The organism is Agromyces sp. Y575 (assembly GCF_059445445.1).
The window spans coordinates 145,769-160,690 of the sequence record NZ_JCAIUI010000003.1 but is presented as its reverse complement, the minus strand read 5'-3'; the positions used below and the strand labels follow the sequence as shown (position 1 = coordinate 160,690).

The window sequence follows — 14,922 nt, the reverse complement described above, 5'->3', positions numbered from 1 at the left end:
CGTCACGGCGTCGACACCGGCCACGGCAACCGTCACCGACGGCTCGCCCGCGGCGCAACCACGAGTCGTGGCACGGAAAGCGCTATCCTGACCCTACCCGGTCGAGCTCGATCGGTCGGTCGAGGCCGACCACCCGCCGCGTCGGCCATCGCGGGTCGACCGTGAGCACCTCGACGCCCGACTCGCCCACGAGCACCGTGTCTTCGACCTTCGCCCCTGGAGCGGTGGGATTCCACGCGAACGGCTGGCGCACCTGCACGAGGTCCGCCACGGTCGGCGTCGCCCGCGGATCACGGCCCGCGTAGCCGGCCGCTCCGCCCTGATGGTGACGGCGCCACTCCTCGGGGTCGAACCCGTGGCGCCCATAGGCGGCGATGCCGAGCTCGAACGCCGCTCCGATGGTGGCGCCGATGCGGGTCGCCGCGAAGAATTCCGCCTCGACCTCGAGGATGCGTCGTTCGGCGTCGCGCTCCTCGGCCGGCGCCTCGCCCCAGCGCACCCAGCGCGTCGCGTTCGAGATGAGTCCGTGCCGCCTGCCGCATACGACGAGCATGGCCCGGTCGCCGATCGGCCACGACGTGGGCAACGGATGCCTGTGGCCGAGCCTCGATCGTCCGGAGACGAGCGTGACCAGCGGATCGATGCCGCGGGCAACGAGGTCGGCGGCCAGCCGCGCTGCCACGTCGAACTCGGTGTCGCGAGGATCGGCGGCACTCGCGGCATCCGTCATCGCCTCGGCGACCTCGCGGCAGAGCGCGCGGTATCGGGCGAGCTCGCCCGGCAGCAGGCTCGCTCGCGCAGCCCGCAGCTCGGCCGTGGCATCGGACTCGTCGATCGCGGCGAGCCCGGCAGGCACGAGGGAGTCATGCCACGGCACCCGCACGACGTCGAATCCGTCGGCGCCATCGAGCTCTTCGGCGAGCAGTCGATCGGCCTCGTTGTCGAACACCCGCAATTCGTCGCCGGCGCGGTCGACGACGATCGCCGCGACCGGGTCTCCCGCGAGCGAGACGTGGGTGCGGGCGCCGTCGAGGTACCACGCGACCGACGCGTGCGAGCGGAGCACGATCGCGTCGACTCCGCGTTCATCGAGTACGCCAAGTACCCGCGCGCGTTTCGCGAGGCGGTCTGCGGCGCTCGTCGCGCCGGGCGCCGAATCGGCGCTCATCGCACGGGCCCCGTGCTCTCGCGGGCTTCGAGTCGCGGCCGATAGAGCACCGAGTGCTCGATCGGGCCACCGGCGATCAACGTGCGCAGTCGCGCCCACACCTGCGCGCCGATCTCGCCCCGCGGCACCGACATGCTCGTCAGCCGGGGCGTCGCATATCGCGACATCGGCACGTCGTCGAAGCCTGCCACCGAGAGCTCGCCCGGCACGTCGACGCCGAGTTCGCGCAAGCGGGCCATGAGGCCGAGGGCGACGAGGTCGTTGAAGGCGATGACCGCGGTCACTCCGCCCCGCGCGGCATCTCGCACCGCTTCGGCCGCGCCGTCGCCGTCTTCGGGACGGGATCCGCCCGGGATCAGGTCGATGCGCATCGACGGGTCGGCGGCGAGCGCCTCTTCGACGCCGCGCAGTCGCTCGGCGTTCGAGGCGCTCGTCGTCGGGCCGCTGACGTACGCGATACGACGGTGACCGAGACCGCTCAGGTGCTCGACGAGGTCGCGGATGCCGCGAACGTAGTCGACGCCGACGATCGGCACGTCGGCCTCGGGCAGGTGCCGGTTGACGACGACAACCGGCGCGACCCGCTCGACGAGGCGGCGGAGGCGCTCTTCAGGCATGCGCGGTGCGCAGAGCACGAGCGCGTCGCATCGCTGCCGCGCCTCGACGGCGATGGCCTCCTCATCGTCGACGAGCTCGGCGGTGTCGGCCACGAGCACGCGATAGCCATCGGATGCCGCGGCGAGACTGAGCCCCTTGAGGATGCCCTGGAACAACGGGTTCTCGAGGTCGGGCACGACCATCGCCACGGTGTCGTTGCGCCCGTGCACGAGGCTGCGGGCCGCGACGCTCGGCGAGTATCCGAGCGCGGCGACGGCGGCCTGCACGCTGCGCACGATCACCGGATCGACCGACTGCTTGCCGTTCAGCACACGGGACACCGACGCCTGCGAGACGCCGGCGCGCGCCGCGACGTCGGCGATCGTGATTGCGCGGCTGCGTTCGGCCATCGTGCACTCCTCTCGCGCCGCAGTGCGGCGAACTCTCATGGTCGCGTCTGGTCGAACAGATCGGGAAACCGGTTCCTCAGTGTAGCTGTCAGCTTGCCCAACGGATCAGGTTTCACTTAGGCTCTGGCAGAGAAAGCGGTTTCTCGAAACGTCAGGAGCACGGATGCGGATCCTGGTCACCGGATCATCGGGCAGGCTCGGCCGCACGCTCTGCGCGGGCCTCGCGGCATCCGGTCACACCGTCGTCGGCGCCGACCGCTCACCGGCCGGCCTCGCGGGCATCGACGAGCGCGAAGTCGACCTCCTCGACGGCGCCGCCGCGCTCGCGCTCATCGACGAGGTGCATCCCGACGCCCTCGTGCATCTCGCCGGCATCGCGGTGCCGTTCAGTGCACCCGAGCCCGAGATACTGCTGACCAACACGGCGCTGGCGCACGCCGTGCTCGACGCGGCGGCCGAGACGGGCGTGGGGCGCGTGCTCGCCGCGAGCAGTCCCACGCTGATCGGCTACAGCTCACCGGCGTGGCGGGCGTCTGCGGTGCCGATCGACGAGACGCACCCGGTCGAGCCCGCGAACGCCTACGCCCTCTCCAAGCTCGTCATCGAAGAGGCCGTGCGCATGTTCTCGCGAACCGCCGCCGGCGCGTACGGCTTCTTCCGCCCCTGTTACATCGTCTCCCCCGAAGAGTGGGCCGGTGCGCCCACCCAGCAGGGCCACACCATGGTCGAACGGCTCGATGACCCCGCACTCGCAGCGGTGAGCCTCTTCAACTACCTCGACGCCCGCGACGCGGCATCCTTCGTCGACGCCTGGCTCGCCGCGCCCGCCGAGGTCGTCGACGGAGAAGGGTTCTTCGTCGGCGCCGCCGACGCACTCGCGCGCACCCCGGTCGCCGAACTCTGGCGCGAGTTCGCCCCCGGCCTCGGCGAAGCGGCCGACCGACTGACCGGCACGAGCCCGGTGTTCGCGATCGACAAGGCCGCGGCGCTGCTCGGCTGGCGGCCCGAGCACGACTGGCGCAGCGAACTCGACGCAGTACCAGCACCCGCGTCAGCACCCGCGCCCGCCGTTGCGGCACATCCTGCCACACCGCACACACCGTTCACCGAACCGAGAGTTTCATGACCGCCGTACCCGCGCCCGTCTTCGACGGAGTGCTGTTCTTCCCCGTCACCCCCTTCTCGGCCGACGGCACCGTCGACCACGGCATGCTCGCCGAACACGTGACAAGCCGGCTGCCCTTCGGGCCGGGCGGAGTCTTCCCCGCGTGCGGCACCGGCGAGTTCCACGCCCTCTCGGCGAGCGAGGCGATCGAGGTCGTGCGCACGACCGTCACCGCGGTCGCCGGCCGGGTGCCGGTGATCGCCGGCGCCGGCGGTCCGCTCGGACATGCGATCGAACTCGCCCGCGGCGCTGCCGCAGCCGGCGCCGACGGCCTGCTCCTCCTGCCGCCCTACCTCGTCTCGGGCACCACCGACGGGCTCATCGCCTGGGTCGAAGCCGTCGCCGCGGCATCCGAGCTGCCCGTCATCGTCTACCACCGCGGCACCGCTCACTACACGGCAGACGCGATCACCCGGCTCGCCGCGAATCCGAAGGTCGTCGGCTTCAAAGACGGCACCGGCGACATCGGCCTCGCCCAAGAGATCGTGCTCGCCACCGAGGCGACCGGCCGCGAGCTGGCGTTCTTCAACGGGCTCCTCACCGCCGAGCTCAGCCAGGGCGCCTACCGCGGCATCGGCATCCCGCTCTACTCCTCTGCGGCGTTCGCGATGATCCCCGAAGTCGCCGCGCTGCACTACCGCGCGTACACCGACGGCGATGAGGAGACGCGGCTCCTGCTCCTGCGCGAGTTCTACGCCCCGCTCGTGCGCCTGCGTGACGAGACGCCCGGCTTCGGGGTGTCGCTCGTGAAGGCCGGGTTGCGACTGCGCGGCCTCGCGGTGGGCTCGGTGAGGCCGCCGCTCGTCGATCCCACGCCTGCGCAGGAGGCGCGACTGTCCACGCTCCTCGATTCCGGTCTCGCGCTGGCCGAACGCCTGAGCCCGGCCGCGGTGCGGTGAGTGACATGACGGCGACGGATGCCGCGGCGAACCGCGCGACAGGCATCGCCGATGCCGCCCGCACCGGCAGGGAAGACGGCGCGGCAGCGCCGGCCGGCACGACGACGATCCGGCGCATCGCGACCCGGCGCATCCGGGTGCCGCTCGGGCGCCCATGGGGGCCCGACGTGCGCGACCTCTCCCTCATCGAGGTCGTCGTCGAAGACTCCGCCGGCGACCTCGGCCATGGCTTCTCGTGGACCCCGTCGATCGGCGCCGCCGCAGTTCAGGCCCACCTCGACCATGACATCGCGGCATTCGCCGTGGGCCGGGCCGCTGACGCCGAGGCCCTGTGGCAGCCGCTCTGGATGGACCTCCACGAGGGCGGTGGTGGCGGCATCACGACGATCGCGATGGCGGGGCTCGACCTCGCCCTGTGGGATCTCGCCGCCCGCCGCGCCGGCGCCGGCATCACCGATCACCTCGGGCGCCGCCACGAGACCGCCGAGGTCTACGGCAGCGGCGTGAACCTGCACTACTCCCTCGACGAACTCGTCGCGCAGGCCGAGCGCTGGGTCGCTGCGGGATTCGACGCCGTGAAGGTCAAGGTCGGCAGCCCAGACCTCGCCGACGACGTGCGGCGCATCGCCGCGGTGCGCGAGGTCATCGGCTCCGATCGGCGGCTCATGATCGACGCCAATCAGCGCTGGAGCCTCGACGCCGCCGATCGTGCGATCGGCGAGCTCGCGGCCTTCGACCTCACGTGGATCGAGGAACCCCTGCGCGCCGACGACCTCGCCGGCCACGTCGCCCTCCGCGCGCGCGTCGACGTACCGATCGCACTCGGCGAGAACCTCTACACCCGCTACCGCTTCGCCGAGTTCATCGACGCCGGCGCCGTCGACCTCGTGCAGCCGAACATCGTGCGAGTCGGCGGCATCACCCCCTTCCTCGCCATTGCCGAACTCGCCCGCGAACGCGGAGTCGAACTCGCACCGCACCTGCTGCTCGAACTCTCGTCGCAACTTTCGCTCACCCTGCCCGGCGAACACCTCGTCGAAGCCGTCGAAGACGCGTCGTTCTCCGAGCTGGGCGCTCTTGCCGAGCCCTCGCCGATCGCGATCGAGGGCAACCGCGTGAGCACGACAGGTGGGCTCGGACTCGGCATCCGGTTCACCGACGATCGGGCGGATGCCGCGGCATCCGCTCACCTCACGGAGGAATCATGACCGACACCACCATCGCCCCCGATACCGCCACCGGCCTCGACGCAGTGGCCGACGCCGCCCGACGGGCGTTCTCGACCACGGTTGCCTCGACCGCAGCCGAGCGCGCCACCTGGCTCACCGCCGTGGCCGACGCACTCGATGCGAACGGCGCCGAACTCATCTCGGTCGCCGGCGACGAGTCGCACCTCGGCCTCCCCCGCCTCACCGGCGAACTCGCCCGCACGACCGCGCAACTGCGGCTCTTCGCCGAGGCGATCGTCGAGGGCTCCTACCTCGAGGCGACGATCGACCACCCGAGCGCCACGACCACGCCGCCGCGACCCGACCTGCGCCGCCTGCTGCGCCCGCTCGGTCCGGTCGCGGTGTTCAGCGCTTCGAACTTCCCGTTCGCCTTCTCGGTCGCCGGCGGCGACACCGCCTCGGCCCTCGCCGCGGGTTGCCCCGTCATCGTGAAGGGCCACTCGGCCCATCCGCGCCTCTCGCGCCGCACCGCCGAGGTCGTGACGGACGCGCTCACCGCGGCCGGCGCCCCCGACGGTGTCTTCGCCCTCGTCGAAGGACGCGAGACCGGCGTCGCCCTCGTGCAGCACCCGGCGGTGCGAGCCGTGGGCTTCACCGGATCGCTGCACGGGGGCCGGGTGCTCTTCGATCTCGCGTCAGGGCGACCCGACCCGATTCCCTTCTACGGCGAGCTCAGCGCGGTGAACCCCGTGCTCATCACGGCGGCGGCGATCGCGGCACGGGCCGACGAACTCGCGACGGGCCTCGCGGCATCCTTCACCCTCGGTGCCGGACAGTTCTGCACGAACCCGGGCGTCGTCTTCGTGCCCGCCGGCTCCGGATTCGCCGAGCGGGTCGGCCGCCTCGTGCCGACGGATGCCGCGCAGCCGATGCTCACCGACGGCATCGCCGCTGCCTACGCCAACGGGCTCGGCGAGCTCGCCGCCCGCCCCGACGTGTCGGTCGTCGCTGGCAACCCGGCGCAGCAGCCGGGCACGGGTTCGGCCGTCGTGCTCGCGACCACGACCGACGCTGTGCTCGCCGACCCCGCGGCACTGCTCTCGGAGTGCTTCGGCCCGACGACGCTCATCGTCGAGTACCGCGACGTCACCGACGCCCTCGCGGCGATCCGCGCTGTCGGCGGCAGCCTCACTGCGACCGTGCACGCCGAACCCGGCGAGGAACTCGGTGACATCCTCGCCGTGCTCACCGAGATCGCCGGCCGCGTGCTCTTCGCTGGCTGGCCGACCGGTGTCGCCGTGAGCTGGGCACAGCAGCACGGTGGGCCGTGGCCGTCGACGACGTCGATCCACACCTCGGTCGGAATGACCGCACTTCGCCGCTTCCTGCGCCCCGTCGCCTACCAGGACGCCCCCGAGGCGGCGCTGCCGCCCGAGCTGCGCGAGTCGAATCCGCTCGGCATCCCGCGCCGCGTCGACGGCGTGCTCACGCTCGGGCCGCAGGCCTCGTAGCGCCCGACGTACACCGCCGGTCGAGTAGCGCCCGACGTGCAACGCCGGTCGAGTAGCGCCCGACGAAGGAGGACGCGTATCGAGACCCCGCACCAGGTCTCGATACGCTCGCTGCGCTCGCTACCGACCAGCGCCAACGCCGCTCGCCTACACCCCCAGCTCGAGGTCGGCGATGAGCACCGGCTGGCCCGTCACGAGCGAGAGGTTGCCGGCGATACCGACCGAGACGGCCCTCACCCCATCGGCGTAGCCGGCGACCCGACCGAGCGGAGCGTCATCCGTCACTCGCTCGAAGACGTGTTGCAGCAGGTACGCGTCAGCAGCTTCTCGACGACGACGTCGGCGCCGGCCCTCAGCGACCGCACCACGTAGTCGGCGTGCGTGAGGTCGGGGGTGGTCACGATGACTCGGTCGATGCGTTCGTCGCGGATCATCCGCTCGAGGTCGCCGGGCGCGTACCGCTTCGGCGTCGGATGCCCCGCCGCCACGACCTCGCGCTCGTAGACGTCGAGTCGGCCCGGGTTCGAATCGCTCCATGCGACGAGCTCGGCGACCTCGGGCACGTGCTCGGCGCCGAGCACCGTGCCGGTGAGGGCTCCGACGTACATGCCGGCCCGGCTGCCGGTGCCGATGAGTCCGTATCGTTCCTGTGCCATCGCTCGCTCCACTTGGGTTGGGTGAGAAAGCGCTTCCTCGGCGATGCGGATCGAAACAGACTTACAAGCCAGCTCGCGTGGGAAAGCGCTATCTCGTAGACGCGTCATCTTCTACCAGCTCCGCACCATGCGGCCAAACCCTCCCGCTCGCGCGTCATGCTGCGCGATAGAGTCGAGCCGCCCGAGGGGGCGGACATTTCGGGAGGACCCATGACCGACGGCGGCATGACCACGAGCCGGCGAGCGCCGGCGACCTTGCACGACGTCGCACGCGAGGCCGGCGTCTCACTCGCCACGGCATCGCGCTCGCTCAACGGCAGCACCCGCAAGGTCAACGAGGAGTACCGCCAGCGCGTGCTCGCCGCCGCCGCGAAGCTCGACTACTCCCCGAACCTCTCGGCCCAAGCGGTCGCTCGCGGCACGTCGACGACCGTGGCCCTACTCGTCGCCGACATCGCCGACCCATACTTCTCGCAGATCGCGGCGGGTGTGGTGCGCGAGGCCGATCAAGCGGGCCTGATCGTCACGATGGCCGCGACCGAGCGTGACCCCGAACGCGAGCTCGAGCTCGTTCGCAGCCTCAGGGGGCAGCGACCCCGGGTCATGATCCTCGCCGCCTCGCGCCGCGACGACGACCCGACGTCGGCAGCGCTCGCCGAGGAGCTGCGCGCCTTCGAGGCCAACGGCGGACGCGTCGCGTTCATCAGCACGAATGACCTGCCGTTCAGCACGCTGAGTCTCGACAACACCGCGGGCGGCGAAGCGCTCGCCCGCGCCCTCGTCGATGCTGGATACCGAAACTTCGCCGCGATCACCGGCGCAGAGGGCCTGCGCACGGCTGACGACCGGCTCACCGGGTTCCTGGCCGGCCTCGCGGCATCCGGTCTCGCCATCGCTCCGTCGCTCATCGTGCGCCCCGCCTTCACACGTGACGGCGGATACGACGGCATGCGCACCCTCATCGAGCGCGGCCTCGGCGACACCGAACTCGTCTTCGCCGTCAACGACGTCATGGCGGTCGGCGCGATGTCGGCGATCCGTGACGCCGGACTCGTGCCGGGGCGCGACCTCGCGGTCGCCGGCTTCGACGACATTCCGACGGTGCGCGACGTCACGCCGCCGCTCAGCACGGTGCGCATCCCGCTCGAAGAGGTCGGCCGGCGGGCGTTGCGCCTTGCGCTCGGCGAATCGTCCGACACCGACGAGCAGCCCGTGCCGACCGAGGTCGTGCTGCGCGATTCGACTCCGGTCCGCTCGCGCTGACCGCGCCGCCCGCACGCTTCACTCACCTCGAGACCACTCGTGTTGCACGGGGACGCGGATGTCCGCGGTCCGGTGCGACACCAATGGTCTCGAATGCGCTGCGGCTGGTGGATTCTCGGGCAGCGGAGGCCTCGGGGTCAGCCGGACTCGAGGCATCCCGGCGCGTCGTCAACGCGACCGAAAGGGCAGTTGGTGCTGCAATGATCACGCCAGAGCAACACCAACCGCCCTTTCGACGCGGGCGACGCACGGCGAGCCACGAATCACCAACCACGAACCACGAACCACGAGCCACGAGCCACGAAAGTGTTGCGAAATGGCGTCCCACTCATTTACACGCGGGTAAACGCTTTCCGCAGCGACGCGGCGGCCTCCGCCACCCGCTCCCGGCTCGAACAGGACACACCACCGTGGCAGCGCAGATCTCCCCGCAGGCCCAGCAGACCCCGCCCACCCCCGAGGCAAGGCGATCTACACCGAGAAGCCCACCGCGGAGGCCCTCGCCGAGCTCTCCCCCGACGCGCAGGCGGCCGGTGTCATGCTGGCGATCGAGCCGCTGCATCCGATGTACGCCTCCCACCGCGCCGTCGTGTCGACGCTGCAGCAGGCGCTCGACCTCGCCGCCCCCTTCGACCCCTCGGTCGTGGGCGTGACGGTCGACACCTTCCACGTCTGGTGGGATCCCGAGGTGCTCCCGCAGCTCGCCCGCGCCGGCGCCGAGCGGCGCATCGCCACGTATCAGGTCTGCGACTGGAAGACCCCGCTGCCCGCCGACGTGCTGCTCGGGCGTCACTACCCTGGCGAAGGCGTCATCGACTTCGCTCTGCTCACCGCGGCGGTCGAGGCGACCGGGTACACCGGCGACATCGAGGTCGAGATCTTCAACCAGGCGATCTGGGATGCCCCATGGCCCGAGGTCGCCGCCCGCTCCGCATCGGCGTTCAACGCCGCGATCGTGCCGCACCTCGCGGCATCCGTCACCGCCTGACGCTGCCCGCGCGCTCGGCGATCAGCGCGGCGACCCCCGCGAGCACGCGCCCGACGCCGAATCGCAGCGCTTCGTCACGTGCCCCGTCGTGCGCGGCCTCCGCGAAGGCGCCTGCGGTCTGCGGATACGTGTCGGCGCGAGCGGCGAGGATCTCGGCGAGGGCCGCCGCGAGATCGCCCTCGGGCGTCGAGGATCGTGCACCTTGCCGAACGATCGACATCACGTGCCCGACGAGCAGGGTGAGCACGTCGAGCTTCTCGCCGCCGTGCAGCGGAAGACCCGCCATCGCGGCCAGGCCCACCTCGAACCAGGCGAGTTCGCCCGGGCCGGGCGTGTGCGGTCGCTGCACGAGTTCGACGGCCCAGGGGTGGGCGAGCGTACGCGTGTGGATGCCTCCGGCCCACGCCGTCAACGCAACGCGCCAATCCGCCCCCTCGGTCGCGGCGGGCACGCCGAAGGCCGTGTCGAGCATGACCGCGTCGAGCTCGGCGCGACCGGGAACGTAGCGGTAGAGCGCCATCTTCGTCGTTCCGAGTCGATCGGCGACGCGCTGCATCGTGACCTCGTCGAGCCCGGCGTCGTCGGCGATGTCGATCGCGGCCTCGGCGACGCCGTCGAGGGTGTACTTCGGCTTGGGCCCCGGCCGCCGCTGCATCGACCGCGGCGGCTCGGCCCAGAGGATGGCTGCGGTTCCGGCTGCTGACGCCGTGATCTGCTCACGCTCGGTCATCGGGTCCTCCTCGAACGCTATTTGCGTCCATCGTATGCGATTCTGTTACTGTGTCCATTAGACGCAATTACTGAACGGAAGGAAACACTCATGGCAGCCACGAAGATCCTCATCTCCGGTGCGAGCATCGCCGGCCCCGCATTGGCGCGGTGGCTCGGCCGCAACGGCTTCGACGTGACGGTCGTCGAAAAGGCCCATGCGGTGCGCCCCGGAGGCCAGGCCGTCGACTTCAAGGGACGCACCCATCGCGAGCTCCTGGTTCGCATGGGAATCCTCGACGACGTGTACGCGGCGCAGACCGCGAAGACCGATTGGCGCATGGTCGACGCGAACGACCACGTGAACGCCGTCGTGCCAGGCGAGTTCATCGGCGGCGACGTCGAGATTCCGCGCGGTGACCTCGCCGGCATCCTGCATCGACTCTCCGCCGCCGACGCCGAGTACGTGTTCGACGACGAGATCACCGCGATGGCCGAGACGGTTGCCGGCATCGACGTCGCCTTCGCGCGCCGGCCGAGCGAACGATTCGACCTCGTCATCGGGGCCGACGGCGTGCACTCCGCGGTGCGACGCCTGGCATTCGGGCCCGAGGAGCAGTTCGTCGAGTCGCACGGGTACTACTACGCGATCGCGAGCGGAGAAGCGCCGCTCGGCGACCTCGAGACGCGGCTCGCCAGCGGGCGCGGGGTCGCCTACGGCTACAACGAGCCCGACCGACTGGCGCTCCTCGGAGGCCAGAAGGCGCCGAACCTGTTCGTCTTCCGAGCCGAACACGCCGACTACGACCGGCGCGACACCGCATCGCAGCGCGCCTTCCTCGAGTCCGCCTTCGCGGGAGTCGGATGGCGGGTGCCCGCCGCGCTCGCGGCGAGCAGAGGGGCATCCGATTTCTACCTCGACGGTCTTGCGCGCACGCGCATGACGTCGTTCACCCGGAGTCGTGCCGCGCTCGTCGGCGACGCCGGCTATGCGAACACCCTCGGCGGGTTCGGCACGGGGCTCGCCCTCATCGGCGCGTACATCCTCGCCGGCGAGCTGATCGCCGCCGGCGGCGACCATGAGGCGGCGTTCGCGGCGTACGACCGCCGCATGCGCAAGCCCACGAAGATCGCCCGCTCCGGCAACGCCGGCCCCTTCCTCGCACCATCGTCGTCGTGGCGCATCCGGATGCGCGACTGGACGTTCGCGAACCCCCTGATGTACCGCTCGATGATGTGGATGACCGACACGTTCGCGACGGACGACAGCATTCCCGACTACCGGATGCGGTGACGGCCGGCGGGCCACCACGTCCCGCACAGGCGGCCGAGCCCCCGACTACGATGGATTGATGTCGTTCGACCTGCAGGGCTTCCCCGCCGATTCCGCGGCGTTGGCCACGCTCGCTGCGAAGGGCCTCGCGTACCGACTCGTCGATACGACCGACGTCGCCGCCACCTCGGCGTGGGTGCAGGCCGACTTCCGCGGCTTCCACCACGCGCGTCCGCGTCAGATCGACCTCGACTTCGACCTCGGGATGCTCGCCGACCGTCGCGTGCACGGTGTCTACGACCCGACGATCGCCGATCCGGCGGTGCCGGTCGCCACCGTCTCGAGCTGGCCCACGGGCCTCAGCGTGCCCGGCGGCCGCAGCGTCGACGCGTGGGCCGTGAGTTCGGTTACCGTCTCACCGACGCATCGGCGCCGCGGCATCGCCCGGGCGCTCATGCTCGCGGAGCTCGCGAACGCACGCTCGGCGGGCGCCGCACTCGCGATGCTCACGGCGACCGAGGCCACGATCTACGGCCGGTTCGGCTACGCTCCGGCCGCGCGTGCGGCGACGGTGTTCGTCGATCGCCGTCGGGCGCACTGGATCGGGCCGGATGCCCCGGGCCGCGTGCAGTTCGTCGATGCGACCTCTCTGCGCGAGATCGCACCGGCGCTCGCCAGGCGCTCCGTCGCGCGCACGCCCGGCGAGATCGATCGCTGGCCGGGACTCCTCGACCGCGTGCTCGGACTCCACGACCCCGAGGGCGAGCGTTCGCGTTCGCGGCGAGCTGTGCGCTACGACGACGAGCGCGGCCAGCCGCAGGGTTTCGCCGTCTTCCAGATCACCCGCGAGCCGAACGAGCCGGGTGTCGCGGAGTTCGATTTCCTCGCCGCGGCCACCGATGACGCCGAGCGGGCTCTGTGGCGATTCCTCGTCGAGCAAGACTACGTGTCAGGCACGCGCGGCTTGCTGCGTTCGGTCGACGAGCCGCTGCCATGGCTGCTCGAAGATCCTCGTGCTGTGACCGTCTCCGACGTCGTCGACCACTTGTGGCTGCGCATGATCGATCCGGTCGCTGCGCTCTCCAAGCGCCGATACAGCACGCCCGGGCGTCTGATCATCGAAGTCGACGATCCGGTCGGCATCGCGGGCGGGCGATTCGATCTCGTCGTCGACGACGGCGGCAAGGCCGAGGTGACCGCGATCGAGACGACGGATGCCGCGGCATCCGCTCGGGGCGTTCGCAGCATCCGCCTCGGGGCCCGCGAGCTCGGCGCGATCTACCTCGGCGGGGTGCACCCGTCGGTGCTGGCGCGGGCCGGACGCATCGTCGAGCTCGTTCCTCGATCGATCGACCTCGCCGACCGTATGTTCGCGTCGCAGCGAACCCCGCATCTCAGCATCTGGTTCTGATCTCAGGGGCAACCCTGATGAGGAATCCTCAGTTCAGCGCGTAGCGTCGCGCTCGTCAACAGCCGTGACTGCGACGAGATGGAAGCCCCGACTCCGGCGATCGAACCGCCGGTACATCCGTGCGTTTGCGACGTGTCTGAAGGGCCAGAGCCATGCAACATGCGAACGCGCACTCCATCGTGCCATTGAACGTCCCCCACTCGAGAAGCCACGAAGGGCGCTTCGGTCGCCTCTTCGGTCGCGGATTCACCACGTGGTCGCCACCGGGCGCTACTGAGGCCGAGAAGTCGCTCGCGATCAGCACCTTCGCGGTCGACCAGATGTTCACCGACGACCCGCTGCCCGAGAGCGCCACCCCCGTCGGGTACACCTACTTCGGGCAGTTCATCGATCACGACATCACCTTCGATCCGCAGTCGAGCCTGACCAAGCACAACGACCCCGACGGGCTGCAGAACTTCCGCTCGCCGCGGTTCGACCTCGACAGCCTCTACGGCCGCGGGCCCGACGACCAGCCGTACCTGTACGACCGCGCCCGTTCGCTGCATGACGGCTACCACGGGTTCCTCAAGGTCGGAACGGGCGAGTCCCCGAAGGAGCCGGATCTGCAGCGCAATGCCGACGGCGTCGCCCTCATCGGCGATCCCCGCAACGACGAGAACCGCGTCGTCGGTCAGCTGCAGCTCGCGTTCGTACTCGCGCACAACAGCACGCTGCAGAAGCTCGCGGATGCCCCGGATGCGGGGCTTCGATCGGGCCACGAGTTGTTCCTCGAGGCGCAGCGCATCACCGTGTGGTTCTACCAGTACCTCGTGTGGAACGACTTCGTCTCGAGGATCGTCGCACCGTCGGTGTTCTCGAAGGCGATCGCCTTCGACGAGGATGCCGGGGACGGCGATGGGCCCTTCTACACCGTGACCTACGGCCTCAAGGACGTCTACGACTGGAGCGAGAACCCGTTCATGCCCGTCGAGTTCTCCACGGCGGCCTACCGCTTCGGGCACTCCATGATCCGAGCCGAGTACCAGTTGAACTTCCCGATCCAGGGCGGCATCGGTGCACCGTTCGGCAAGCCGATCTTCTCGACGCCGGGTGTCATCCAGCCGATCCAGCCCGTGCCGGGGCCGTCCGACCTGCGCGGAGGCTCACCGCTACCCGACCGGCACTCGCTGCAGTGGGACTGGTACTTCAGGTTCCCGTCCTCGGGCGGTCCGTTCCCGCAGCTGGCGCACAAGATCGACACCCACCTCAGCAAGGCGGTCTTCACGATCCCGGGCGGACCGACGCCGAATCCGCTGGCCGAACTCAACATCCGGCGCGGATGGCGCATGGGCCTGCCCCCCGCGACGGAGGTGGCGCACGCGCTGCACATCCGCCCGCTCGAGGGCCTCGACCCGCTGGAGGAGTCGCTCTGGGTCTACATCCTCAAGGAGGCAGCCGAGCAGGCCGACGGCGAGCACCTCGGCGCCGTCGGTTCGACGATCGTCGCCGCGGTGTTCTCGGGGCTGCTGCGCGGCGACGCGTTCTCGTACCTCAACCGCGACCCGCATTGGACGCCCGCGAAAGAGCAGGCCGGCGGCACCGCGCTGTTCGAGAAGATCTCGCTCGACCCCGAGAAATGGGAGATCACCGACTTGCTGAAGGCCGCGGGCGTGCCGATCACCGGAGACGACATCGACGCCCTGTTCGCCTGAAGAACTGGGC

Annotated in this window: 14 protein-coding genes; 9 read left to right on the top strand and 5 right to left on the bottom strand. The window is 70.6% G+C overall.

Annotation, left to right across the window (positions count from 1 at the left end):
* Positions 1 to 82: 82 nt before the first annotated feature.
* Positions 83 to 1,168 (bottom strand): M24 family metallopeptidase, encoded by a 1,086-nt coding sequence (locus AC1C2U_RS12865; RefSeq protein ID WP_495362161.1) that lies wholly within the window; start codon positions 1,166 to 1,168, stop codon positions 83 to 85.
* Complete coding sequence (locus AC1C2U_RS12860; RefSeq protein ID WP_495362160.1) at positions 1,165 to 2,175, bottom strand: LacI family DNA-binding transcriptional regulator; 1,011 nt, start codon at positions 2,173 to 2,175, stop codon at positions 1,165 to 1,167. Before AC1C2U_RS12860 ends, AC1C2U_RS12865 begins: the two co-directional genes overlap by 4 nt.
* 163 nt (positions 2,176 to 2,338) lie before the next feature.
* Between AC1C2U_RS12860 and AC1C2U_RS12855 the strand changes: the two genes are divergently transcribed.
* The 4 genes from AC1C2U_RS12855 to AC1C2U_RS12840 are packed head-to-tail and all read left to right on the top strand — an operon-like array spanning position 2,339 to position 6,919.
* Positions 2,339 to 3,301: an NAD-dependent epimerase/dehydratase family protein gene (locus AC1C2U_RS12855; RefSeq protein WP_495362159.1), complete on the top strand. Its 963-nt coding sequence runs from the start codon at positions 2,339 to 2,341 to the stop codon at positions 3,299 to 3,301.
* Positions 3,298 to 4,239 (top strand): 5-dehydro-4-deoxyglucarate dehydratase, encoded by a 942-nt coding sequence (locus tag AC1C2U_RS12850; protein WP_495362158.1) that lies wholly within the window; start codon positions 3,298 to 3,300, stop codon positions 4,237 to 4,239. The genes AC1C2U_RS12855 and AC1C2U_RS12850 overlap by 4 nt, the downstream gene beginning before the upstream one ends.
* A 5-nt stretch (positions 4,240 to 4,244) precedes the next feature.
* Positions 4,245 to 5,447: a mandelate racemase/muconate lactonizing enzyme family protein gene (locus AC1C2U_RS12845; RefSeq protein ID WP_495362157.1), complete on the top strand. Its 1,203-nt coding sequence runs from the start codon at positions 4,245 to 4,247 to the stop codon at positions 5,445 to 5,447.
* Positions 5,444 to 6,919, top strand: coding sequence for an aldehyde dehydrogenase (NADP(+)) (locus AC1C2U_RS12840; RefSeq protein ID WP_495362156.1), 1,476 nt, complete (start codon positions 5,444 to 5,446; stop codon positions 6,917 to 6,919). Before AC1C2U_RS12845 ends, AC1C2U_RS12840 begins: the two co-directional genes overlap by 4 nt.
* Before the next feature lie 147 nt (positions 6,920 to 7,066).
* Here AC1C2U_RS12840 and AC1C2U_RS12835 read toward each other — a convergent pair whose 3' ends face one another.
* Both AC1C2U_RS12835 and AC1C2U_RS12830 read right to left on the bottom strand, forming a co-directional pair.
* Positions 7,067 to 7,204, bottom strand: a complete 138-nt coding sequence (locus tag AC1C2U_RS12835; protein ID WP_495362155.1) for a hypothetical protein — start codon at positions 7,202 to 7,204, stop codon at positions 7,067 to 7,069.
* A complete protein-coding gene (locus tag AC1C2U_RS12830; protein ID WP_495362154.1) occupies positions 7,201 to 7,575 on the bottom strand; it encodes a Gfo/Idh/MocA family oxidoreductase in 375 nt (124 codons plus the stop codon). Before AC1C2U_RS12830 ends, AC1C2U_RS12835 begins: the two co-directional genes overlap by 4 nt.
* Before the next feature lie 210 nt (positions 7,576 to 7,785).
* Between AC1C2U_RS12830 and AC1C2U_RS12825 the strand changes: the two genes are divergently transcribed.
* Both AC1C2U_RS12825 and AC1C2U_RS12820 read left to right on the top strand, forming a co-directional pair.
* Positions 7,786 to 8,838 (top strand): LacI family DNA-binding transcriptional regulator, encoded by a 1,053-nt coding sequence (locus tag AC1C2U_RS12825; protein ID WP_495362153.1) that lies wholly within the window; start codon positions 7,786 to 7,788, stop codon positions 8,836 to 8,838.
* 469 nt (positions 8,839 to 9,307) lie between these two features.
* Positions 9,308 to 9,826 (top strand): sugar phosphate isomerase/epimerase family protein, encoded by a 519-nt coding sequence (locus AC1C2U_RS12820; RefSeq protein WP_495362744.1) that lies wholly within the window; start codon positions 9,308 to 9,310, stop codon positions 9,824 to 9,826.
* On the opposite strand, the gene AC1C2U_RS12815 is transcribed toward AC1C2U_RS12820, so the two are convergent.
* Entirely contained in the window at positions 9,816 to 10,556 is a 741-nt protein-coding gene (locus tag AC1C2U_RS12815; protein ID WP_495362152.1) for a TetR/AcrR family transcriptional regulator, read from the bottom strand. The two genes, AC1C2U_RS12820 and AC1C2U_RS12815, sit on opposite strands and share 11 nt — an antisense overlap.
* 90 nt (positions 10,557 to 10,646) lie before the next feature.
* Here AC1C2U_RS12815 and AC1C2U_RS12810 point away from each other — a divergent pair, with 90 nt between their 5' ends.
* The 3 genes from AC1C2U_RS12810 to AC1C2U_RS12800 all read left to right on the top strand — a co-directional run bounded on the left by AC1C2U_RS12810 (position 10,647) and on the right by AC1C2U_RS12800 (position 14,912).
* On the top strand, positions 10,647 to 11,828 hold the full coding sequence (locus AC1C2U_RS12810; protein ID WP_495362151.1) for an FAD-dependent monooxygenase: 1,182 nt from the start codon (positions 10,647 to 10,649) through the stop codon (positions 11,826 to 11,828).
* Between the two features lie 58 nt (positions 11,829 to 11,886).
* Positions 11,887 to 13,218, top strand: a complete 1,332-nt coding sequence (locus tag AC1C2U_RS12805) for a GNAT family N-acetyltransferase (protein WP_495362150.1) — start codon at positions 11,887 to 11,889, stop codon at positions 13,216 to 13,218.
* 152 nt (positions 13,219 to 13,370) lie between these two features.
* Positions 13,371 to 14,912: a peroxidase family protein gene (locus tag AC1C2U_RS12800; protein WP_495362149.1), complete on the top strand. Its 1,542-nt coding sequence runs from the start codon at positions 13,371 to 13,373 to the stop codon at positions 14,910 to 14,912.
* Positions 14,913 to 14,922 lie beyond the last annotated feature (10 nt).

What these genes read in the sequence shown, in the direction of transcription:
- AC1C2U_RS12865 (WP_495362161.1), bottom strand. Translation starts at nt 1,168, where the DNA reads ATGAGCGCCGATTCGGCGCCCGGCGCGACGAGCGCCGCAGACCGCCTC.
- AC1C2U_RS12860 (WP_495362160.1), bottom strand. Translation starts at nt 2,175, where the DNA reads ATGGCCGAACGCAGCCGCGCAATCACGATCGCCGACGTCGCGGCGCGC.
- AC1C2U_RS12855 (WP_495362159.1), top strand. Translation starts at nt 2,339, where the DNA reads ATGCGGATCCTGGTCACCGGATCATCGGGCAGGCTCGGCCGCACGCTC.
- AC1C2U_RS12850 (WP_495362158.1), top strand. Translation starts at nt 3,298, where the DNA reads ATGACCGCCGTACCCGCGCCCGTCTTCGACGGAGTGCTGTTCTTCCCC.
- AC1C2U_RS12845 (WP_495362157.1), top strand. Translation starts at nt 4,245, where the DNA reads ATGACGGCGACGGATGCCGCGGCGAACCGCGCGACAGGCATCGCCGAT.
- AC1C2U_RS12840 (WP_495362156.1), top strand. Translation starts at nt 5,444, where the DNA reads ATGACCGACACCACCATCGCCCCCGATACCGCCACCGGCCTCGACGCA.
- AC1C2U_RS12830 (WP_495362154.1), bottom strand. Translation starts at nt 7,575, where the DNA reads ATGGCACAGGAACGATACGGACTCATCGGCACCGGCAGCCGGGCCGGC.
- AC1C2U_RS12825 (WP_495362153.1), top strand. Translation starts at nt 7,786, where the DNA reads ATGACCGACGGCGGCATGACCACGAGCCGGCGAGCGCCGGCGACCTTG.
- AC1C2U_RS12815 (WP_495362152.1), bottom strand. Translation starts at nt 10,556, where the DNA reads ATGACCGAGCGTGAGCAGATCACGGCGTCAGCAGCCGGAACCGCAGCC.
- AC1C2U_RS12810 (WP_495362151.1), top strand. Translation starts at nt 10,647, where the DNA reads ATGGCAGCCACGAAGATCCTCATCTCCGGTGCGAGCATCGCCGGCCCC.
- AC1C2U_RS12805 (WP_495362150.1), top strand. Translation starts at nt 11,887, where the DNA reads ATGTCGTTCGACCTGCAGGGCTTCCCCGCCGATTCCGCGGCGTTGGCC.
- AC1C2U_RS12800 (WP_495362149.1), top strand. Translation starts at nt 13,371, where the DNA reads ATGCAACATGCGAACGCGCACTCCATCGTGCCATTGAACGTCCCCCAC.